Below are 22,106 nucleotides of genomic sequence, written 5' to 3' on the forward strand. Positions count from 1 at the left end.
CACCTCCGCTCTATTTACAGAAAATATGTTTACCGATTTTTTTAATTTGTGGACGAGTCCAAATCCATTTACTAGTCGCAGTATCTGGATTGAAATAATATAAAGCATTTCCTGTTGGATCCCATCCATTAATCGCATCTAAAACTGCTTTTTTTGCTGTTTCATTTGGCGTTAAATATATTTGTCCATCGGCTACCGCTGTAAATGCTCTAGGCTCAAAGATTACACCTGAAACAGTATTTGGGAATGACGCACTTGTAACACGGTTCAAAATGACAGCAGCTACTGCAACTTGTCCTAAATATGGTTCACCGCGTGATTCTCCGTATACTGCGTTTGCCATAAGCTGAATATCATTTTGAGAATAACCGTTCGGCACATTTGTCCCTTTATTTTGAGGTGGTTTATTCTCTTGTGCAGTGCCACCACTATTTCCTTTATTCGTTGTCGTCCCTTTATTAGCAGTTGACTTGTCATACTTCGTTGCTTTCACGAGCATTTGCTTCGTTTTAGCTCCAGCTAAACCGTCAACGGGTAATCCGAATTTCTCTTGAAAATTCCGAAGTGCCCAATATGTACCCCACCCGAAAACACCATCCACTTTTCCCGTATAAAATCCGTTATATTTCAAACGAGATTGCAGTTCAATGACATCTTCGCCAGATGCCCCTCTTTGAATGACTTGATTAGAAAAAGCTTCTACATTCTTTAGTTGTATACTACTGACCATTAAAGACAGTCCTATGAACGCAAGTAAAACTGCTATTTTAAAAATAGCCTTTTTGTGCATAATTTTCCCTCCTTAATTACGGAAATGATTTCTTGGTTATGTTTTGTAAAAGCCTCGCTTTTATGTAAAGAAGACAAAAAAATCCAAACTCATATCGTTGAAAAAATATGTAAACAATATACAAAAAAGATAAAAGGAGTTCATCATGAAGAAATTGTTAAAGCGTGTCGCACTTGTCATTCTGTTCCTAACAACATGTTCAAATATATATACAGGCTCATCAATTGTTCATGCGCAGCCGCCGTATGCCAAATGGGGTAAGCTTGCCGTAGAAAAGACGAAAGAACAATACCCAAAAGCAGAAATTATTGACTATCTTCATATAGGTAGAAAACCAAAAACAGTTCAAATAACTGTTGAAAAATTTAAATTGTGGTTACGTGAGAACGGAAAAGAATACGGTGTTTTTGTTGATGTAGAATTTGAAACGAAGACGGAGAAATTTATAAAGTTGTCGTTTCAGAAGACGAGTAGATAAAGTGAAACTTTAATCAGTGGGGGTTTTGTTCATCTCCCACTAATCATCCGCCCTCACCAATCGGACTTTTACGGGCAGCCCGACAAATAGCTGGATAAAGTGAAACCCCCACTGTTAAAACAGACACAGTGGGGGTTCTTGCATTTCTAAAATTTTTTCCTAAAGTTTCGATTCCCTAAAAATCTTACCAATATACAAATAGAGCCAATTACAACTGCTATCCCTATACTGTATAAAAGTACTTTACCATACCCACCTATTCTTGGATCTAAAAACGGATATGGATACCAATTCACGATTGGGCCACGTATTAAGCTATATACAACGTAAAAACACGGGAATAAGAGCCAACTTGCAGATTGTTTCCAAGTGATTTTCTTAATAGGTGGATTTAAAATCCAATCTAAAAGCATTGCAATCGGCATGATATAATGTAGCACAGTATTTACCCATGGTATTGCCGTTTGAAGTGACTCTTCTAACCCTCTTAGTAACAAAAAATAAACGAGTCCTGTCGTAAGTATGTATACCGTTGCCGCACCACGAAGTATACTAAACTGTTCTGAGCGACCAAATGTAGCTGTTCCGATACTGCTTAAAAGGAGAATACATGCAACTAAAATGTTACTTTCGATAGTAAAGAAACTAAAAAAGTTAACTGGATTGAACGGTTTCACTTGTGCCCTAATTATGAATTGCGTAATAATGGCGCTACATACTAGAAGACTTAAACAGAATCTAAATAAAGATAAAATTTTTTCATCCTTCATACATTCCCTCCTTTTCTTATATATAATTAGAATTTCCCTGTACATGCTCAATAAATAGTTTTAATGGAACGAGCCCACGTTTTGGCATATGACTACTTATAATAGCTACTACTTCTAACTGAGGAATGATAACGATGTATTGTCCGCCGTATCCCATAGCGAAATATATACAATACGGTATGTGAAATCTTTCGGTATGTAATACCCACCAGTGATATCCATATGCGCCGACATGTTCATATGTTTCAAAATGCGCCCTACTTGACTCTTCTAACCATTTCGCTGATACAATTTCTTTTTCATTCCAATATCCATTTTGCAAACATAATTTTCCTAATTTTAATAAATCGGTAGATTTCATTTTCATACCGAAGCCGCCGACATATATACCCTGCGGATCTTGTTGCCACTCGTATTCGTTAATTTCTAATGGATTAAATAAATATTTCTTTGCAAACCGCTCTGTCGACATTCCAGTAGCTTCTTGAATAATATAGCTCAGTAAATGAGAAGAACCTGAATTATAATTCATTTTTGTAGCAGGTTCTTCAATTATTGGCTTTTCTAATATGTACTGTACCCAGTTCTCTGATTCTACAAAGTCATTTGGGAATACTACTCCATTCCCAAACTCTTTCCAGTCCTCACCAGTAGTCATTGTTAATAAGTGATATAGTGTTAAATTATGTTTTCCCCTAGGTACATTTTCAATCCACTCTGTGATCGGTGTATGTATATCATTTATATAGCCCTTATCAACTGCAATACCAATTAATAAAGATACGATACTTTTTGTAATCGAATTTATTTTATATAAGTTATTTGCACATTCGGGTGTTTTATAATACTCAGTTGTTAATTCCCCTTTTTGATAAACAAGAAATGTATTCACTTTTTTCTTTTCGAATTTATTTTCTAGTTGCTTGAAATCCAAAAACTTTACCTCCGTTTAAATAGTTACTCCATTTATTATATCTTGTTCCTTCATTTTAAACATAATTGTGCTCAAATAAAAATAAACCTGTCAGCCATAATGAACTGACAGGTTTATTTTTATAATTTCGTACGAACATTCCAAAGCTCTGGGAAGAATTGTTGATCAAGTACTCGCTTTAAATAAGAAACACCGGAGGATCCACCTGTACCCATTTTATGTCCAATAATTCTTTCTACTGTTTTCATATGACGGAAACGCCATTGTTGTAGCCAGTCTTCAATATCAATCAATTTTTCAGCAAGCTGATATAAATTCCAATATTTTTTCACATCCGCATACACTTCCAACCATGCTGCTTCTACTGTTGCATCTTCTTCATAAGGCTGCGTAATATCACGGTTTAACACATCTTTATGAATAGGGAATCCTTCTTTTACTAATGCTTGAATCGCGACATCATATAGACTTGGTGCATGTAGCGCTTTATGAAGTCGTGCATGTAATTCTGGATCCTTTTCATAAATTTTTAATGCGTGTGGCGTTTTATAGCCAAGTGCATACTCAATCATACGATATTGATACGATTGAAAACCTGAAGCTTGACCGAGTGAATCACGAAACTCAATATATTCTGATGGTGTTAATGTCGCAAGAATATCCCAAGATTGAATAATTTGAGACTGAATTTTTGATACACGTGCTAACATTTTAAAAGCTGGTTGTAATTTATCTTGTTTAATAGATTCAATCGCCGCATTTAGCTCATTTAAAATGAGCTTCATCCAAAGCTCACTTGCTTGGTGAATAACGATAAATAACATTTCATCATGATGGTCCGATAATCTTTTTTGAGAAGATAGTAAACTATCTAATTGTAAATACTCCCCATACGTCATATTCTCTTTAAAATCCGTATGAATCCCTTTTTCCATAATTACTTTTTCATTTTCTTTCATATTAGCCAAACGCCCCTTTTATATGATTCTACTTATATTGGTCTAATAATGGCTCGAACTGGACTTCCATCTGCATCAGTTAATGCAAGTGGTAATGCAATAAGTTCATAATCACCGTCTGCTACATGATCTAGTACGACATTTTCTAAAATATGAATTCCATGTTTAAATAATTGATGATGCGCTGCTAATTCTTTATCATCTAGCGGATCAACTGATGGTACATCTACTCCGATTAAACGAATACCTTTCTCCGAAAGAAAAGGTGCTATGTCTGCACGTAAATGAGGGATCACATCTGGAAATTCTTCAGCTTTTCCATGTGAAGATGTACGTAATAATAATCGTTCTACACCTTCTAAATGAAAGCTTTCTAATTCCTTTTCCCCGATGCTTTCAAGATTAGAAACGTCAATAATCCGTGCTGGGCCAACATAAACTTGAACATCTAAATCCAATACTTTCTTTCCATCATTATCAAAATGAAATGGTGCATCAATATGAGTGCCTGTATGAATACTCATCGTTAACTTTCCAACATTTACCGAGCCACTTTCTTCTTTTGACCATGAAACTTCATATGAGAACGGTGTGTCTCCTGGCCACGTTGCAATATCATTATTTAGCGGTTGTGAAATATCAATCCACTCTGATGTTTTCATATTTATGCCACAACCTCTCGCTTATTTTCAAACTGCTTATACTCTTCATTTTTCATAATTTTCTTTAATATTTGTACAGATTTCCACACCTCTTCGTATGTGTTATATAAAGCGACCGGCGCAAGTCTCACCCCATTTGGTGCTCTAAAATCTGGAATTACTCCATTTGCTTTTAGTGCTTTACATATACGTGCTGCTTCTGCATGCTCTAAATAAATGTGCCCACCTCGTTTTTCATCCTCTAATGGATTTCCAATTGTAAATTCGAAATCTTTTAATTCATGTCCAATTAAATTCAGCATGTATCTCGTAATATGTAAAGATTTCTCACGTAAACGTTCAATACCAGCATCTTTGAAAATTTCAAGTGAACCAATTAATGGTGCTGTACTTAATACGTGCGGTGTACCAATTTGATAAGCACCTGCATGATCAGCAGCTGTTAATGTATGCTCCATATCAAACTGTTTATCTTTTCTAGAACTAAACCATCCAGACAATCCTGGCAGTCTATTAAAATGTTTACTATTTACATAAAGGCCTGCAACACTACCAGGTCCTGCATTTAAATATTTATAATTGCACCAAACAGCAAAATCGACATCCCAATCTTTGAAATGATGCGGAATAGATCCTATTGAATGGCATAAATCAAATCCAATGTGAATACCGCGTTTATGAGCTTCCGTTGTTAAACGTTTCATATCAAGAATTTGACCACTTCTATATAAAACAGAAGGTAATAAAATTAAAGCGATATCATCTTCCATCGCATGGATAATATCTTCTTCAGAAAGTGTTCTACCATCTCGGCTTTTCACTCTTACTAAATGCTCCTCTGGATCTAATCCTTTTAAACGAATTTGACTTTGAAGTGCATAAATATCTGATGGGAAAGTTAATTCATCCGCAAGTATTTTTGTACGTATTCCTTTTGGTTCGTAAAACGTCGCAATAACTTGGTGTATATTTGTAGTTGTAGAACCGGTTACAATAGTTTCTTCCGGTAAAGCACCAATAAGAGGGGCTGTAAGTTTACCTAATTTCTCTGAAAGGAAAAACCACGGGTGCTCACCTTCTGTCCAGCCGTCAATGCCATACTCTTTCCACGAATCTAGCAACGTAAGTAATGATTTCTCTGCTCTTTTTGAAAGTAGTCCTAATGAATTTCCATCTAAATATATCGTTCCTTCTTTTTTATAGAATTCAGTTTGAAAATCTTTCAGTTCATCATGTTTATCACATTCAAGCGCATATTCATAATTCGGTTGAAATGGTTCTTTATACATGGTGTCACCTTCTCTTAATTTTCTTTTTATTCTAACTAATTGAAATATATCACCTCAATTGATACAACGTCAATGATATTATGTCAGTTGACTTTATATATGAATTTCTTTTACAATACAGTTATATTTTCAGATATTTCAGTATAAAGAGGTGATTCTTTGAAAAACAGTACCCTTTCATCAAGAAAACACCGCTCCTTAGAAACGAAGAAGAAACTATTACACTCTGGTTACACTATTTTTATACGTAACGGATTTCAAAAAACGACAATTACGCAAATTATTAAACATGCAGAAACTGGTTACGGAACAGCATATGTATACTTCAAAAACAAAGATGATCTCCTAATTAGTTTAATGGAAGATGTTATGAATCGTTTTTATAATATCGCTGAGCGCTCTTTTTCTCCACAAACAAAAGAAGAAGCACGTATAATGATCCAAAATCAAGTTAGAGCATTCCTGCAATTAGCAGATGAAGAACGAGCTATTTTGCAAGTTGTAGAAGAAGCAATAGGATTATCAAGAGAAATACGGCAAAAATGGGATGAGATTCGGGAACGTTTTATAACAAGCATTACACAGGATATTACATACTCTCAAGAAAGTGGATTGGCACAACCTAATTTAAATAAAGAGATTGTAGCACGCGGTTGGTTCGCGATGAATGAATCGTTTCTTTGGACTATTATGCAAAATGACAAAAAGATTAAATTAGAGGAAATTGTGTATACGTTAACGGAGATGTATACGACCGGGTTATATAAATAGCACACCTTCAATAAATAAGGTGTGCTATTTTACATCTATAAAAATATATTATCCGGGTATGGTAGTGCTAAAGGAGGCTTTTCAGAAAATGAGAAATATTGTAGTTTTAAAGATTCACCATCTATCGATTTCAGTTTTCCACTAGTAATTTCACATTCAAACACAACAACAATATATTCTACTTGATCGCCATTCGGATATATATGACGGAACCTTTCCCCTCCAAATACCCCTTTTTGTTTTTTTACTTGTACTTTCAATCCTGTTTCTTCCCATACTTCCCGAATTACTGCTTCTTCTGGAGTTTCTCCAGGTTCAATTGCTCCAGCTGGCAAACTCCAGTATTCTCCACCAGGATATTGAAATAAGATTTTCCCTTGCTCATTTTTAATAACAGCAGCTATACTCGGTATTAGAATTAGTTCACAGCCTAATTGCTCACGGATTTTTTTATAATATAGCGACATCGACATATAATTCTCTCCCACTCCAATAATAAACAACTGTATTTTCTGACACCTATTGTATAATAATACCAATAGCAATTTCTATATAGAAAGGATAAGAAAATGACCCAAGTACAACTAGTAAATAGCTTCCTATCATTTTTAGGTACGACAAAACAGCCTACTAGCTTAAAGTTTTTAAATGAGCTTATTAAAGCTCATCAAGAAAAAGTAAAGTGGGAAACTCTTACTAAAATAATCGACTAGGAAAAAGGTAATGAAACAGGTAATTATTTCCCTTCCATTGAGACATACATAAACCGCATTACAACAAAAGGTCTGGGCGGTACTTGTTGGACGCACTCGATTGGATTCCATTGGTTATTATCAAATCTTGGTTTTGATGTTCATTATATGTATATGGACCCCGGACATTTATGCTTACAAGTTAACTTAGACAAACCTTACTATGTCGATGTTGGTTACTGCGCGCCTTTATTCCAAGCTTACCCACTTTATGAATCTTTTCAAGTAAGTAATGTAAGAGAAACTTTCACTTATGAAATCTCAAATAATAGTATTGAAATTACTAGAAATCCAGGTCCCACAAAAACCTTACACACAGAACCAATACACTTATCAAGTATGAAAGAACTTATTTCAAGGTCTAACGATTGGCGTACATCTCCTGTACTAAAGAAAATTCAAATTTTCGGTTATATCGATGGCATTCCAACTTCTATAAATGATAATGTTTTAAAACAATATTTCCAAGGTAAGAAAAAAGAACATAACCTTACCTCTTTTGAACTTACTTATTGGATAACAGAAAGATTTCGTATTGATCAAGAAATATTTGAACGAGCTATTAAAATTTTCAATGAAAAATCTTCAAATAATAAAAACGTTACTCAATCCTTTGAGTAACGTTTTTCTCTTAATATGTCTTTAATATTAATTTTCTTTATTATAAGCAGCTTCTACACATTCTGCTAGACGTTCCATTTGTTCTATAGTTAAACCTCGTGAAATCCAGCCTGTTAACTTATACATCATTTTATAATAAAAATTACTAGGTTCATATTCTGAAATTAATGTTAGTGCTGTACCTTCCTCATCTTCTTCTAACATATAAGTCATTGCTGAATATCCTTGCTTCATTTCACTACCAAGTGAAATAATATGCGGTGCATCGTATTCAAGGATTTCTACTTCAGCCTCGAATATTTTCTTACCGACTTTTTGAACAGTAATATATTTATCTCCTACACGTGGATTCTCTTTATCCATATTTGAAGGATAGCGATTTTCTATTATAAACGTATTCCATTCTTTTATTTTTTCATCTTCTATTATGTAGTCAAATACAACATCCAATGGTGCTTTTATTACTATTTCAATTGCAAAACTCATTATACTGCCCCTCTCAAATACCCTATCCATTTCTATTTTAACTAAATCATTATGCCATATTTTATATAGTGAAATACAAGTAGAATTTTAACTTTTTATTGTGAGGGGGATTCAATAAATAATCATTTTTTATTAATTTAAAAACTTATTCATACAAAATATTTTATTAAAGATACAACAATTAAAAACAAAGCCACGAGTAGTAAAGCAATCCCTATACTTCTATTTTCTTTTTCGTTATTTTTTAAATTTTGCACGCCTAAGCTAACTAACATAAACCCTAAAAGCGTTTGTAAAATTAGCATACTCAGTTCCGAAGTATCATTCCAACTATAAATGGAATACCCCATTATAATAATTGCAAGTAAAACAGTTACGATCCTATTCATACGCAAATCCCCCCTTTTTAAAAAGAAACCGCTAAGTTTTCTTAGCGGTTTTATTAACAATTTATATTTAGTAAATGTGCTTTTCATGAATTTGATATAAGTCAAAAGAATTTCCTGTCCAATATAACTACGCATGTTAGCCCACTTTTTCTTTATTCAGTCTACTTACAATTCCAACAATAAATTTATATTCAACCCTTCTCTTCTTATCTTTCTTAAAACCCTCTTTCGTATCAAAAATAAAACAAGTTTTCCGAAACCAAATACGTACGTATAAAGACTCAAAATAAATAGGTTTTATAATACCTCGTTCTTCAAATTCAGTCCCATCTTTATTTTCAGTTTCCGTTCGAACAAACCACCTATTCCCGATGCCAATTTCAATATACTTCACATAAGTCCCCCTTCCGGAAATTAATTTCTAACAATTCTATTATTTCCCCGGTAAGCGCACGTTCCGACAGAACATGAGCCCACAAAGAAAAAGTAGATTGCAAAAATCTACTTTATAACTTATATTTTTGCATTCGTTTATAAAATGTACTACGGGGTACATTTAATAGTTTTGCAGCTAACGAAACATTTCCATTTGTCTTTTGTAATGCTTCAATCATGCTATCACGCTGTATTTTTTCGCGAAAATGTAATGTATGTTCTGTTTTATTTTCAACTTGTAACTCAAGTTGTTGTTGATTCCCCCTCATTGTTTGCAGCAAAAAAGCGACTTGCTTTTCGCATATTTCCCGTCCTTGCGACAAAATGTAAATGCGTTCTAATACATTTACTAGTTCCCGAATATTTCCGGGCCATGTATGTTGTAAAAATTGATTGTATATACTCTTTGGAAATACAACATTCCAATTCTTCCGTTCGCAAAAGTGTTGTATAAAATATGGGATATCCTCTTTTCTTTCTATTAACGATGGAACATATAACGGATAAACGTGCAAACGATAATATAAATCTTGACGGAATTTCCCTTCTTCTACTAACCGTAGTAAATCTTTATGTGTGGCAGTAATAATACGAATATTTACTGGTACCAATTTTGAACTCCCAATTGGAGTTATTGTGCGTTCTTGTAAAACACGCAATAATGCTACTTGCATCTCTGGTGGTACTTCACCAATTTCATCTAAAAACAATGTTCCTCCGTTTGCTTGTTCAAATTTCCCTTTATATCCTTGACGTCGTGCACCTGTAAATGCACCTTCAGCATAACCGAACAATTCACTTTCCATTAATTCTTTAGGAAGAGAACCGCAGTTAACAGCTATAAAGGGCCCCTCTTTTCTTGGACTATTTTCATGAATCGCTCTCGCAACATATTCCTTTCCTACTCCTGTCTCACCACAAACATATACACTAGCGTCAGTTGGAGCTACAAGCTTAATTTCTTCTAAAGTATGTTGAAATGCATTGCTTGTCCCAATCACTCCTGGGAAAGTAATTCCGTTTATAAATGGGGAAGTTGAAAATAAATTTCCTTGTTTATTTTCCTTTACATAAATACATTTCCCAATCATTCTATCATTACTATATACTGGTACTTCTAATTTAGATTTCAATCCATATTGCATTAAATCTTCAAGTTTCATTCGTGACCAATTAGAAACTCGTTCTCGAACCTTCTTACTTGCAGAAACGATAATATCTCGATGATTACAAATGACAACTTGTTCATCACTGTCAATTACATCTAAAAAACGATGGATTAAATGTAGTTCATTTTGATGTACTCGAATACTACATTCACGTTCAATCGCATGTGCAATTGAAGTTACCATACCGAGCATATATGGATGCGAAAATTCAATTGGACAGGAGAAATCTAGAATACCAATTAATTTCCCATCATCATTATGAATGGGAGCAGCCGCACAACTCCAGCTATGAGATGCCACGGTGTAATGTTCAGTACCACTTATCATAATAGCTTCTTCAATTTCTAGCGCTGTTCCAATTGCATTTGTGCCAACAGCTGATTCCGTCCATTTTACACCTTCAATAAAATTAATATGTTTCGCTCGCTTTAACGTTTGTTTATTTCCACTTAACGATAGAACATAACCATCTGGATCGATTAATAATGCCATCATTTGTAGTTCATCAATGGTTTTTCTCATATTTTGTATTTGAGGTAATGCGATATCAAGGAAAATTTCACTCTTTTTCTTTTGTTCTTGAAAAATGTTAGAAGACGAAATTTTCTGACCTTTATTCATGTGAGGATTAACATTAGCCTGTTTACATCGATGCCACGATTCTGAAATTCTTTGATTTATGCGATTTGAATCAAGAACACCTTCATTAACAAACTTTTTCCATGTATGTAAGTAAAACGGTGAAGCTAACATTGTATCATCTCCCTTTTAATTGTTTTGGAGATTTATAAAACATACTTTTATTATAAAACTGAATAAAAGCGTTTTCAATACAACTAGCAAGACGACACAAATATGTTAATAATTTGAATATCTTAATGCACTTCTTTATTCTTTTTTAGTAGCACTATATTTTGTATAATGGACGCAAAGAAAATACATAACCAAAACCACTTTTGTGGATTACCATTTATAAAGAAAACAATCACGGCTATTGCAAATAAAATAGTGGATGCTAAACTAAAATATAATTTTGTTTTAATTTCTCTTATCCCTCACCCCTCTGTTACTTTACAGTACATACTAACTCTTCATTTTTCATCTCTACTATGTACTCCTGTAAAACATATTCTTTCCCGCCATGGTTTTCATACCATTCATGTATTCCTTTAATATGCCTCTCGTCACTTCTAATTTTCGATTCTATTTCATTATACTGTTCATAACTATCATATTCCCATATGGCAAATACTTCAGACGTACCATTCTTATTATCTTTCATCCAGCGTCCTATTAGCCTAGAACCATGCTTTAATTGATTAGGTAAGTTCGTGTGATTGAAATGATCATTAAATACTTCTATGAATTCATTTTTCACTACATAGTACTTCCTTCTGTAAAACATACCTCTTCCCCTCTTTTATGAAAAGTATTAGTAAATCTTCCCATCACTACCGTATTATAATACTTTCCATCCGATAGTCTTTTGTCATTTTTCAAAATGCCTTCTACTTCAAAACCTAATTTTTTATAAAGATGAATAGCTTTCTCGTTTGTCTCTAATACTTGTAAAGATATTTTATTTACTGCATTTTCGTCAGCCCATTTAATAGATTGTTGCAATAGACTCTTACCCATTCTATATCCCCAAAACTCTTTTAAAATGCAAACACCAAACTCCACTTTATGAGATAATCTCTTAAAATTTGATCCTTCACACCTTGAAAATCCAACGATTCGATTGTGCACTTCTACAACTAAAAAGAGATTCTTCGTTTCTTCACTATCTGTTTTTATTATTTTTTGAAACCCTAGGTCATCTATAAATCCCTCTCCAGCATCTCTATCCATATTTTCAGTTTCTCCATCAATCTGAACTCTAATTTTCGATAACTGCTCAGCATCTTTCTCAGCTGCAGAACGAATTGTATAAGTTAATCCATTTATATGAAACTCTTGCTCTTTTACAATCATGTCAAACTCCTTTCAAATGAATATAATGGCGCTATTACAACTTGTTTACCTTGTTTCTCAAATTCCTGAACAGTTTCTTTACTAGCCTCTTCGTCAGTTATAATAAGGTCAATTTCTTTTAGAGACTCTCCTCTTATAAAACAATCTATTCCAAGTTTATTATGCGGAGCTAAACAAATATTTCTTCTAGCAATTTCACTTACTCTTTTACTAAAATAAGCAACTTCAGGTGTTGCAGTACTAATACCTTGTAATGAAATGCCTCCACCTGTAGAGAAATAAAAATCAATAGAAAATCTACTTATCAATTCAGAGGCAAATGTATCAGTAATATTTCCTGAAGGCTTTACTTTTCCACCAATTAAATATGTATCGATGTTCTTATATTCTCTTAGATGACCAGCTATTTCTATAGAATTCGTAATAACCGTAAATGATACTTCCGGTAAATATTTCAGCATCGCATTATGAATGGAAGCCCCGCCAATAAAAATAGAATCATCTTCTTGTATATAAGATGCCGCAACTTTTGCAATTGTGTCCTCATATATTGAGCTATCACTATAACGTTTAGCTGGTTCCGCAGCTAAGTTCCTCACTCGCGTAAGTTCAATTGCACCTCCGTGCGTTCTTTTTAATAAACCATCCTTTTCCATAATAGACAAATCTCTTCTTATAGAATCAATAGACATTTCAAATCTTTCCGCAAGTTCCTTTGCGATTACTCTTCCATCTGTATTAAGTAGTTCTAAGATTCTCTCTCGACGTTCTTCAGTAAACATGTTATCACCACCGTTATTGAAGATTCAGAAACTTAAACTTTATTTTAATTATATGTATGCCTCTTCTGTTTTACAATATTTTCAGTTCTTATTTATTCCGTTTTATACAGCCTTCTCCCTCTTTCTATCCCAATAATTTGCCAACCAAATAAATGTATATCTGTATATTACGCAAAAATACTTCCATTTACCTTCCTGTTGATGTAAAATTATTCCTATGTTTTACTTTTTAATACAGAAAGGGATTACTATGAAATCATTAATCAAAACGACATGTACAGCATTATTATTTACTGGAATATTAACAGGATGTAATAGCAATACTACATCAAAACAAGAAAAGAGCGCTCTCGAAAAGAATGCAATGCACTATGGAGAAATAGTTAAAAACGAATACTATAGAGCAACAGTTGAAAATGCAAAGTTTGAAAAAATAGACAAAGAGCGGCGCCTTACTACTCGTGTTATGATTAATAATGTTCGGGACGATGGACAAACTATTGATCTTTCGGAAATAAAATATTTCATACAAGATGAAAAAACTGGTCAGAAATATGAAGGTGAAGCTCATCCGATAGATGACGAGCACTATAAAAATGTTCCACACGAATTCTCTTTAACTACTGACGTTGTGTTTGAACTGAAAACTTCACCAAAAGATTTAAATAATATGTATTTATACATAGATAGCAAAGCTGCGCCGTTAACAAATACATATTGGAAGCTTGATAATTTAGTATCTAAATAGAAAGACCAGTCTTACATGACTGGTCTTTTTACATTCATACATTTACCTTTCATTAACACTTATATTCATTTTCTAATAACAACTTGAATAACATCAGCTAAACCAGTGTGCCCTTTCCCTTCAACTCGCTCTTGTTCTCCATTAAAGAAATGAATTACCTTATGTTCTTCACACCAAGTAAGAATATCAATTGGATCATACAGCATATCAACATCTTTTGGTCCACCAGTACCATAGTTTATTTGTTTTTTTGAGTAAACTTCAAACATAATTAAACCACCAGGCTTTATCGTTTGTATCATTTTACCTAATATCATTTTTTTATAATCATCATGAAAATGTCCAAATACCATAATTGCTGCATCATATTCATTTTCTGGCAAACTATCAGCTAATAAATCTACTTTTTTTGTATGCACGTTTACATTATGCTTCTCTGCCAATTTTTTTGTCTTCTCTAATCCATCTTCCGAATAATCAATAGCTGTTACTTCGTTCCCTTGTCTTGCTAGAAATACAGCATTTCTACCTTCTCCCTCCGCAAATGCTATTACTTTATTGTGATTTGCTAAACGAAATGCTTGTTCTTTAATAAATGTATTAGGTTCTTCCCCGTAAAAATATTCATCTGATTTATATCGATCATTCCAAAATTTAGTCATCATCTTCTCTCCTTCTTCATATCATTTTCTAACTACAATTAAAGATATCAAAGAGTCTTTTTATCCTTAATTAATTTAAAAATAAAATCAGATTAAAAATCCACTTTTATTTTTTTCGCAAGATCTACGATTTTTTGATTTCGTAACTCTTCTTCCATTTTCTCTTCTGCTGCGAGCATTACTTCATTAATTAAACATCCAGGTTTGTCATGTAAACAACATTCAAACAATGATGTTTTACCTTCAATTGCATGTATAATATCTAAAAATGAAATATCTTCCCAATTCTTACTAAGCGAGTAACCGCCCTTTGGACCAGATGATGAATGTATCATCCCTTCCTTCGTCAACTTAGTTAGTATTTTAGACAAGTACGTTGGTGAAACATTTTGCATTTCTGCTAATTGGTGAACACTAACTAACTTATTTGGTGTAGCCTTTGCCAGAAAAAGCATTGTATGAAGAGCATAATTTGTAGCTTTAGAATATTTCATAATACAGCTCCTATTGTAGACTTCATGTATCTACAATAACTTTATTTTTTTATTATGTCAAACGTTTGTAATACTCCATACAACATTATTTCTTCACAAGTAATACATCTGCCGCGAAAATCGTCACTTCTCTAAATGGAGAGTCAAATAAAACACCTAGTTCAAAACCATCTTCAGTAAGAGCTATTTCATGATATAACCACCAAGCATTTTCAAAGTTTTCCGGCATAGAACACTTTGTTACTCCTATAAAGGTTACTTCAAGTTTATCAAATTCACTAAAAGTACCACTGCAATCTAATACGATAGACAAAGTATATTCTGATTCTCTCTTTACTACTTTAATTACACTATCGTGTAGTGATGTCTTGTGTAACTGAGCGACATTTGACGGAAGTTTTTTCTCAATGGAATTAAAATATTCTACGTATGATTGATCTAATTGTGCCACTCTTTTCTCATAATCTGTTGACCACTCTCGCATACGTTTTTTCAGTTCACCAGATGGGTATTTTGAATTAGTTGTGATGTTTTGTATAATTGAGTATATCGATTCAGGAAGGAATTTTAATAAATCTATTTTCCTTTCCTCTATTTCTTCCTTTAAACTTTGTATATCCATTTCTGACCATTCTTTTATAGACTCTATAAAACTTACAAATTCTAAAACTTGCATTTTTTTTATACCAATCTCTTGTAAAATATTTCAATGATACCTCTCCTAAAACATTTTTAAATCTGGTAAAAACAATATATCCACTTATTATATCATTCCAATAACTATTTTTTCTAAAGAAAAAATGTAAAACTGTAAATATTCCGCCTATTATTTCTAAAACTTCAGAATATTTACAAAAGTATAAAATTAGAATACATTTTAGCTGTACAAGATTCACCTGTACAAAAATTCAAACAAAAAGGGATGGTTATATGTTGAAGAAATTAGTAGCAGGAACATTAGTAGCGGGTTTTGCATTAACTGGAGGACTAGGTGCGGTAAGTGCTGAAGAAAAAAGCAACACAATTAAGTCATTTGATTATTTAAAAGTGGATGAACAAAATGTTAATTCATTTGCAAAATTAAATGATCAAGATAAGAAAAATATCCAAATTACTATGGTATTACCAGAGCAAAATGAAAATGGGGATTGGCTAGCTTACGGTTTTACTAGTCGTGAAACATTAGATGCGTATATTGAAAAGGATAAAAAAGCAATTAAAAATAAAATTAATCCTTTAGGTAGCGGTGCTGGTAGTACTGATTTTTATGAACATAAAGATAAAGGTGGCCAATATATTTACTGGAGCAGCGGATTTAAAAACTTACCGTCTAGCTGGAATGACAGAATTTCTTCTGTAAGTACGGCGTCACCTTCTGCAAGTTATTCAACGACACTTTGGGAGCACACTTCAACACAAGGATATGGAAAAGGCGTTTTATTTAAACACGCTGATTGGTACGGTAAAACTGCTAATTTAGCTGCTGATTGGAACGATATTACTTCAGCGATTGAAATTAAATAGTAATAAGACATTTAATTTCTTCTATAAAAATTCAAACCACTATTCTCTCTTTCATTTAGAGAATAGTGGTTTATCATATTTCTATTTAAGCATGTACAGCATGTCCTACTGCTTGCATTAACGCTTCATGAATAGCCTCAGATAAAGTTGGATGTGCTGCAATATAATCTCTCATTATATCAGCGGTAACTTCTGTATGAATCATTACGGTTCCTTGACCAATAAGTTCAGTTGCATAAGGACCGATAATAGAAATCCCTACAATTTCTTGGTATTTAGGTTCCACAATGACTTTTACTTTCCCTACTTGTTCTCCTAAAATAAGAGCTTTTCCGTTCGCTGTAAAAGGAAATTCTCCGATGAGAATATCACCATATTGTTCTCTTGCACCTTTTTCACTTAACCCGACACTAGCTATTTCTGGAGCTGTGTATATACATCGAGGCACAGCGTGATAATTTAATTTCACGTCTTCTCCACTTGCGTGTAATGCTGCTGTCGTTCCTTCATGGAAGGCAACGTGAGCAAGCTGAATTCCACCGATCACATCACCAGCTGCGTAAATATGTGATACGTTCGTTTGCATATGTTCGTTCACAGCAATCCCTTTATTTGAAAACTGAACCCCTGCTTTTTCTAAATCTAATTGTTGTACACGTGGTTTTCGGCCGACAGAAATGAGAACATATTCCGGGTTAGCTTCTTGGATACTACCTTCATATTCAAATGAAGCTTGCTTCTTATAATTATTTAATCCTTTTAAAGCAGCTCCTGTAAATATTTCTACGCCATCACTTTCTAATTTCTCTCTTAAAATATGTGCGATATCTTCATCTTCACCTGGTAATAATTGCGGTGCCATTTCAACAATCGTAACTTTTGTCCCAAGGCGACTATAAATACTTGCAAACTCACATCCTATTACACCACCGCCAACGATTAACAATGAAGATGGTACACTCTCAAGAGACATCGCATGGCTACTATTTAAAATCCATTTTCCATCAAACGGAGCGAATGGTAATTCTGTAGGTTCGGAACCAGCTGCGATAATAAAGCTCTCTCCATCAACTACTTCTTCTTTATTTCCTTGTACAACTCGCACACGATGATCCGTTTCGAATTTCGCTTTTCCTTTTATAACTTTAATTTTATTTTTCTTCATTAAATATTGTATTCCTTGGACGAGTTGCATTACGATTTGTGATTTCCTCGCCTGTATTTGATCCCAATCAATTGATATACTTCCTGTATTAAGCGTAACCCCATAATCATTCGCTTTTCTCACAATGTCATGCACTTCTGCACTTTCTAACAATGATTTCGTCGGCATACACCCAACATTTAAACACGTTCCGCCAAGGTCAGCTTCATCAATAAGAGTGACCTCTTTTCCATTTTGAGCCGCGGTAATTGCCGCTACATATCCAGCTGGTCCGCCTCCAATTACAACTAATTTACTCATTCTCTCACCTTCTCTTTATAAAAGAATTGTTATAGGTTCTTCTAAATAATATTTAATTGTGCGTAAAAATGCAGCTGCTGGTGCACCGTCTAGTACACGATGATCGAATGTTAAACTTAAAGGTAACATACTACCTTTTTTTAATTTTTTCCCTTTATATACAGGAACATGTTCAATTGCGCCAATACCTAAAATACCAGTCTCAGGTGTATTTAATACAGGTGTGAAATATTCAATACCAAAGCTACCTAAATTACTAATTGTAAATGTCGTTCCGTGCATATCATCACTACTTAAGCTACCTGCTCGCGCCTTTTGTGCCATATCCTTAATCTCTTTAGACAACTCTACTAAAGATAAATTATTTACAAAGCGAATAGCTGGAACGACTAATCCTTTTTCTAATGCGACTGCTATGCCTAAATGCACATGTTCAAATTGATGAATTGCATCATCTATATAAGCGCTGTTCATTTCTTTATGCTCTCTAAGCGCTAATACAACAGCACGAGAAACGAAATCCGTAATGGTTAGTTTGTTTTCGTATCGTTTTTGTACAACTTCCGCTATGTCTTTATGTAATGCAACTAAATCTGTAACATCTACTTTCATCGTTAATGTTAATTGCGCACTATTTTGTAAGCTTGCATGCATACGACTCGCAATTGCTTTTCTCATACCAGTAACAGGAACGACTGTACTTTCTTCTTGTTCAGGTACTTCTGGATTTGCTACTCTTTCTTCTAGCGCCTTTAATACATCTGCCTTTGTAATCCTTCCGCCAGGACCTGTACCAACTAATGCCTTGATATCCAGATTTTCAGACTTTGCAATTTTCTTCGCTACAGGTGAAATTTTAATTCTTTGCTTCGATACTTCTTTCCCATTTGGTTCTTGATTTTGTATATTTTGTACTTCTATATTAGATGTTTTTTCTTCTATAACATGTGTGCTTTCCTGCATTTCTACTTTTTCATTCGGTTTACCGATGTAGCAAATTACAGTACCAGGCGGCACTCCTTCATCTTCACTTACAGCTATATCAAGTACCGTACCATCAGCTGGCGCTTCAATTTCCGTTTCAATTTTTTCTGAATTAATACTAGCAATCAGTTCTCCTTTTGCTACATTATCGCCTGCTTTAATATTCCAGCTCGTAATAATACCTTCTTTCATCGCCATACCTAACTTCGGCATTACAACTTCTACAGCCATGTGTCTCTCTCCCTTCTCATCGTTTTATTACACATGTAATAAAGATTGGTCTCCAATCATTTCTGATACAGTTTCAATTACTTTTTCTGGCGTTGGCAAATACAACTTTTCAAGTGGTGGTGAGAACGGAACAGGTGTATGTGGTGCTGTAATTCGTTTAATAGGTGCATCTAACAAATCAAAACCTTTATCCGCTACAATTGCCGCAATATCTGTTGCGATACTACATCTTGGATTCGCTTCGTCAATAACGATAAGACGATTTGTTTTTTCAACAGATGATAAAATAGTATCTTCATCAAGCGGTGATAAAGATCGTGGATCAATTACTTCTACTTCAAGCCCCTTTTTCGATAATTGCTTTGCAGCTGCAAGTGCTGTATGAACTTGTTTTCCGATTGCGACAATTGTTACATCAGAACCTTCTCGTTTAATATCTGCTTTTCCTAAAGGAATTGTATAATACCCTTCCGGCACTTCACCTTTCATATTGTAAAGTGTTTTATCTTCAAAGAAGATTACTGGATCATCATCTTCAATTGCTGCTAATAATAAGCCTTTTGCATCATACGGCGTGGAAGGAACAACAACTTTAATACCTGGTATGCTCGTAAATAATGCGTACAAACTTTGTGAATGCTGAGCTGCTGCACTAAAACCAGCACCATGCATCGTACGTACTGTAACGGGTACTTTTGCTTTACCTCCAAACATATAACGGAATTTCGCACCTTGGTTTAATACTTGGTCAAGACAACTACCGATAAAATCATTAAACATTAACTCAGCTATCGGACGTAACCCAGTTGCAGCAGCTGCCATCGCAGCTCCCATATAACCCGCTTCAGAAATTGGTGTATCCAATATACGATTTCGGCCAAACTCTTGTACAAGTCCTTTCGTAACACCAAGAACACCACCCCAAGCTTCATCATCTTGCAGATGATCAACTTGTGCACCGCCTGCAACATCTTCACCTATTAAAATTACATTTTCATCACGACGCATTGAGATTTTCATCGCTTCATTAATTGCAGTTGACATACTTACTGTTCTAGTCATAATTTTTCACCCTCCTCTTATTTGTAAGAAACGTATACATCTTTTAATAATTCTTCATCGTCTGGGTATGGACTATTTTCACTAAATTCAATGGATCTTTGTACTGCATCATCTACTGCTTTTTCCATATCAACAAGTTCAGATTCCGTTAATAAACCTTCATGAATTAAATGCTTACGGAAATTCACAATCGCATCTTTTTCATTTAAATGTTCTTCTTTTTCTTCTGATGTTTTATATGTTTGCGCTTCACCTTCAAAATGACCGTAATTACGATATGTCATACATTCAATAATTGTTGGACCATCACCATTACGCGCACGTTCCACTGCTTCTGCAGCAGCTTTATATACAGCTAGAAGATCTTTTCCATCTACTTGAACGCCTGGAATATTATAAGCTTTTGCACGATCCGCAATAGAATCACAACTTGAAGCATATTCAAAGGTAGTTGCTTCACCGTAACCGTTATTTTCTGCAATAAAAATAACTGGTAACTTCCAAATCGCCGCTAAATTAACCCCTTCATGGAATGTTCCTTCATTATTTGCTCCGTCACCGAAGAAACAAACACTTACATCTTTTGTTCCTTTATATTTAGCTGTCAATGCTGAACCGCAAGCAAGTGGGAAACCCCCGCCTACAATGCCATTAGCACCAAGCATTCCTTTATCTAAATCCGCAATATGCATGGAACCGCCTTTACCTTTACATAATCCTGTCGCTTTCCCGAAAAGTTCAGCCATCATACCATTTAAATCACAACCTTTTGCGATACAATGTCCATGACCTCTATGTGTACTTGTAATACTGTCACTATCCGTTAAGTGGGCACATACACCAACTGCTACCGCTTCTTCACCTGCGTATAAATGAACGAAACCTGGCAAAACGCCTTGTGCGAACAATTCATGCACCTTATCTTCAAACTTACGAATCTCTAACATTTTTTCGTACATCCAACGAGCTTGTTCTTTCGTAATTTCATTCCCTTTACTTTCAGTTGTTTTTAACATGTCCAGCCCTCCTATTTTCTTGTTCGTCTGTTATATTGCAAGTACCGTGCCAAATTCTAATCCTTGATTTAATAGGTTTTCTCTTTTCTTTCATAATAAAAAAGTGGACAAAATGAGACATCTGTCTCGTTTTGTCCACTTTTGTTCACCTAATTTGAGAACTATTATTTTATTCATTATCAAAGCTCCGCTGTAATTTTCGGATGTAAATAATTTGGCCAATATGATATGCATTATGAGTTGTTACATTCGCTAACACTTCCCACCACTTTGCAGAAACAGGAAATCCTACTACATCACTTTCAACCTTTTCTTCATTTATAAGATTTTTCCATTGTAACAGTTTTTTTAGTAGTTTTTCCCGTAATTCATCGAAAGTTTGATTATCTGAAAGCATAAAACTTTTGTTATTATCTCCAATAGCGGGTACTGCATTCACATTTGATTCTTTATACCTAGTTTGCCACGTAGAGTTCCAATACAGTAAATGTTGTACGATTTCGGCTATACTATTACTCTCTTCATTCGGTTTCCAGAAAGCTTCCCTCTCAGACAAACCCTTAACTGCATCTGAAAATGGAATATACCAACTGGGATCGTTTGCATTCGCCAACAATTGATCTGCTAATACATCCTTCACATGGACCATTTTTCTTCCC

General features: G+C 34.2%; 25 protein-coding genes and 2 pseudogenes. 5 read left to right on the plus strand and 22 right to left on the minus strand.

All coding sequences use genetic code 11. The annotated features are described in order from the left end of the window. Positions 1–10: 10 nt before the first annotated feature. Positions 11–790: a spore cortex-lytic enzyme gene (gene sleB, locus NST27_RS13225; protein WP_000549033.1), complete on the minus strand. Its 780-nt coding sequence runs from the start codon at positions 788–790 to the stop codon at positions 11–13. 145 nt (positions 791–935) lie between these two features. On the opposite strand from sleB, the gene NST27_RS13230 reads away from it, so the two are divergent. Beyond that, a complete protein-coding gene (locus NST27_RS13230) occupies positions 936–1,268 on the plus strand; it encodes a DUF3889 domain-containing protein (RefSeq protein WP_000734903.1) in 333 nt (110 codons plus the stop codon). A 146-nt stretch (positions 1,269–1,414) separates the two neighbouring features. On the opposite strand, the gene NST27_RS13235 is transcribed toward NST27_RS13230, so the two are convergent. The 5 genes from NST27_RS13235 to kynU all read right to left on the minus strand — a co-directional run bounded on the left by NST27_RS13235 (position 1,415) and on the right by kynU (position 5,882). Continuing rightward, complete coding sequence (locus tag NST27_RS13235) at positions 1,415–2,038, minus strand: Pr6Pr family membrane protein (RefSeq protein ID WP_000650951.1); 624 nt, start codon at positions 2,036–2,038, stop codon at positions 1,415–1,417. A 16-nt stretch (positions 2,039–2,054) separates the two neighbouring features. Continuing rightward, entirely contained in the window at positions 2,055–2,972 is a 918-nt protein-coding gene (locus tag NST27_RS13240; RefSeq protein ID WP_000346257.1) for a serine hydrolase domain-containing protein, read from the minus strand. 119 nt (positions 2,973–3,091) lie between these two features. Then, positions 3,092–3,931: a tryptophan 2,3-dioxygenase gene (gene kynA, locus NST27_RS13245; RefSeq protein WP_000661974.1), complete on the minus strand. Its 840-nt coding sequence runs from the start codon at positions 3,929–3,931 to the stop codon at positions 3,092–3,094. 32 nt (positions 3,932–3,963) lie between these two features. After that, entirely contained in the window at positions 3,964–4,593 is a 630-nt protein-coding gene (gene kynB, locus NST27_RS13250) for an arylformamidase (RefSeq protein WP_000858059.1), read from the minus strand. Positions 4,594–4,595: 2 nt separating this feature from the next. Continuing rightward, on the minus strand, positions 4,596–5,882 hold the full coding sequence (gene kynU, locus NST27_RS13255) for a kynureninase (protein ID WP_000276260.1): 1,287 nt from the start codon (positions 5,880–5,882) through the stop codon (positions 4,596–4,598). A 159-nt stretch (positions 5,883–6,041) separates the two neighbouring features. Here kynU and NST27_RS13260 point away from each other — a divergent pair, with 159 nt between their 5' ends. After that, positions 6,042–6,653, plus strand: coding sequence for a TetR/AcrR family transcriptional regulator (locus NST27_RS13260; RefSeq protein WP_000798552.1), 612 nt, complete (start codon positions 6,042–6,044; stop codon positions 6,651–6,653). Between the two features lie 35 nt (positions 6,654–6,688). On the opposite strand, the gene NST27_RS13265 is transcribed toward NST27_RS13260, so the two are convergent. Continuing rightward, complete coding sequence (locus NST27_RS13265) at positions 6,689–7,126, minus strand: NUDIX hydrolase (protein WP_000062913.1); 438 nt, start codon at positions 7,124–7,126, stop codon at positions 6,689–6,691. A gap of 96 nt (positions 7,127–7,222) precedes the next feature. On the opposite strand from NST27_RS13265, the pseudogene NST27_RS13270 reads away from it, so the two are divergent. After that, positions 7,223–8,026: pseudogene (locus tag NST27_RS13270) on the plus strand (arylamine N-acetyltransferase). A 27-nt stretch (positions 8,027–8,053) separates the two neighbouring features. On the opposite strand, the gene NST27_RS13275 reads toward NST27_RS13270, so the two are convergent. The 7 genes from NST27_RS13275 to NST27_RS13305 all read right to left on the minus strand — a co-directional run bounded on the left by NST27_RS13275 (position 8,054) and on the right by NST27_RS13305 (position 13,261). Then, positions 8,054–8,512: an SRPBCC family protein gene (locus NST27_RS13275; protein ID WP_000006412.1), complete on the minus strand. Its 459-nt coding sequence runs from the start codon at positions 8,510–8,512 to the stop codon at positions 8,054–8,056. 149 nt (positions 8,513–8,661) lie between these two features. After that, the gene (locus tag NST27_RS13280; RefSeq protein WP_001080074.1) at positions 8,662–8,901 is read right to left on the minus strand and encodes a DUF3953 domain-containing protein; all 240 of its coding nucleotides are present in this window, start codon (positions 8,899–8,901) and stop codon (positions 8,662–8,664) included. A 136-nt stretch (positions 8,902–9,037) separates the two neighbouring features. Beyond that, a complete protein-coding gene (locus NST27_RS13285; RefSeq protein ID WP_000873842.1) occupies positions 9,038–9,295 on the minus strand; it encodes a DUF3977 family protein in 258 nt (85 codons plus the stop codon). A 112-nt stretch (positions 9,296–9,407) separates the two neighbouring features. Next, complete coding sequence (locus tag NST27_RS13290) at positions 9,408–11,258, minus strand: sigma-54-dependent Fis family transcriptional regulator (protein WP_000881434.1); 1,851 nt, start codon at positions 11,256–11,258, stop codon at positions 9,408–9,410. 313 nt (positions 11,259–11,571) lie between these two features. Then, on the minus strand, positions 11,572–11,910 hold the full coding sequence (locus NST27_RS13295) for an NIPSNAP family protein (RefSeq protein WP_000499983.1): 339 nt from the start codon (positions 11,908–11,910) through the stop codon (positions 11,572–11,574). Continuing rightward, positions 11,883–12,479: a GNAT family N-acetyltransferase gene (locus NST27_RS13300; RefSeq protein ID WP_000635677.1), complete on the minus strand. Its 597-nt coding sequence runs from the start codon at positions 12,477–12,479 to the stop codon at positions 11,883–11,885. Before NST27_RS13300 ends, NST27_RS13295 begins: the two co-directional genes overlap by 28 nt. Beyond that, on the minus strand, positions 12,476–13,261 hold the full coding sequence (locus NST27_RS13305) for a DeoR/GlpR family DNA-binding transcription regulator (protein WP_000493657.1): 786 nt from the start codon (positions 13,259–13,261) through the stop codon (positions 12,476–12,478). Before NST27_RS13305 ends, NST27_RS13300 begins: the two co-directional genes overlap by 4 nt. A 250-nt stretch (positions 13,262–13,511) precedes the next feature. Between NST27_RS13305 and NST27_RS13310 the strand changes: the two genes are divergently transcribed. After that, positions 13,512–14,009 carry a hypothetical protein gene (locus NST27_RS13310; protein ID WP_000838470.1) on the plus strand — a complete coding sequence of 166 codons (498 nt, stop codon included), beginning with the start codon at positions 13,512–13,514 and terminating at the stop codon, positions 14,007–14,009. Between the two features lie 65 nt (positions 14,010–14,074). Here the strand turns inward: NST27_RS13310 and NST27_RS13315 are convergent, their stop codons facing one another. The 3 genes and pseudogenes from NST27_RS13315 to NST27_RS13325 form a co-directional block, all read right to left on the minus strand. After that, positions 14,075–14,674, minus strand: coding sequence for a class I SAM-dependent methyltransferase (locus NST27_RS13315; RefSeq protein WP_001987438.1), 600 nt, complete (start codon positions 14,672–14,674; stop codon positions 14,075–14,077). Positions 14,675–14,763: 89 nt separating this feature from the next. Beyond that, on the minus strand, positions 14,764–15,165 hold the full coding sequence (locus tag NST27_RS13320; RefSeq protein WP_000877650.1) for an Rrf2 family transcriptional regulator: 402 nt from the start codon (positions 15,163–15,165) through the stop codon (positions 14,764–14,766). 85 nt (positions 15,166–15,250) lie between these two features. Then, positions 15,251–15,875 (minus strand): annotated as a pseudogene (locus tag NST27_RS13325) (DUF4085 domain-containing protein). 220 nt (positions 15,876–16,095) lie between these two features. On the opposite strand from NST27_RS13325, the gene NST27_RS13330 reads away from it, so the two are divergent. Next, a complete protein-coding gene (locus tag NST27_RS13330) occupies positions 16,096–16,689 on the plus strand; it encodes a hypothetical protein (protein WP_000914430.1) in 594 nt (197 codons plus the stop codon). Positions 16,690–16,774: 85 nt separating this feature from the next. On the opposite strand, the gene lpdA is transcribed toward NST27_RS13330, so the two are convergent. The 5 genes from lpdA to NST27_RS13355 form a co-directional block, all read right to left on the minus strand. Continuing rightward, complete coding sequence (gene lpdA, locus NST27_RS13335; protein WP_044584533.1) at positions 16,775–18,154, minus strand: dihydrolipoyl dehydrogenase; 1,380 nt, start codon at positions 18,152–18,154, stop codon at positions 16,775–16,777. A gap of 15 nt (positions 18,155–18,169) precedes the next feature. Further along, positions 18,170–19,369 carry a dihydrolipoamide acetyltransferase family protein gene (locus tag NST27_RS13340; protein WP_000257763.1) on the minus strand — a complete coding sequence of 400 codons (1,200 nt, stop codon included), beginning with the start codon at positions 19,367–19,369 and terminating at the stop codon, positions 18,170–18,172. A 27-nt stretch (positions 19,370–19,396) separates the two neighbouring features. After that, the gene (gene acoB / locus NST27_RS13345; RefSeq protein ID WP_000198898.1) at positions 19,397–20,431 is read right to left on the minus strand and encodes an acetoin:2,6-dichlorophenolindophenol oxidoreductase subunit beta; all 1,035 of its coding nucleotides are present in this window, start codon (positions 20,429–20,431) and stop codon (positions 19,397–19,399) included. A 17-nt stretch (positions 20,432–20,448) separates the two neighbouring features. Then, positions 20,449–21,447 (minus strand): acetoin:2,6-dichlorophenolindophenol oxidoreductase subunit alpha, encoded by a 999-nt coding sequence (gene acoA, locus NST27_RS13350; RefSeq protein WP_000921275.1) that lies wholly within the window; start codon positions 21,445–21,447, stop codon positions 20,449–20,451. Between the two features lie 169 nt (positions 21,448–21,616). Beyond that, positions 21,617–22,096, minus strand: coding sequence for a DinB family protein (locus tag NST27_RS13355; RefSeq protein ID WP_000233786.1), 480 nt, complete (start codon positions 22,094–22,096; stop codon positions 21,617–21,619). Between the last annotated feature and the right edge of the window lie 10 nt (positions 22,097–22,106).

Source organism: Bacillus sp. FSL W8-0770, assembly GCF_038008705.1.
Classification (GTDB): domain Bacteria; phylum Bacillota; class Bacilli; order Bacillales; family Bacillaceae_G; genus Bacillus_A; species Bacillus_A cereus.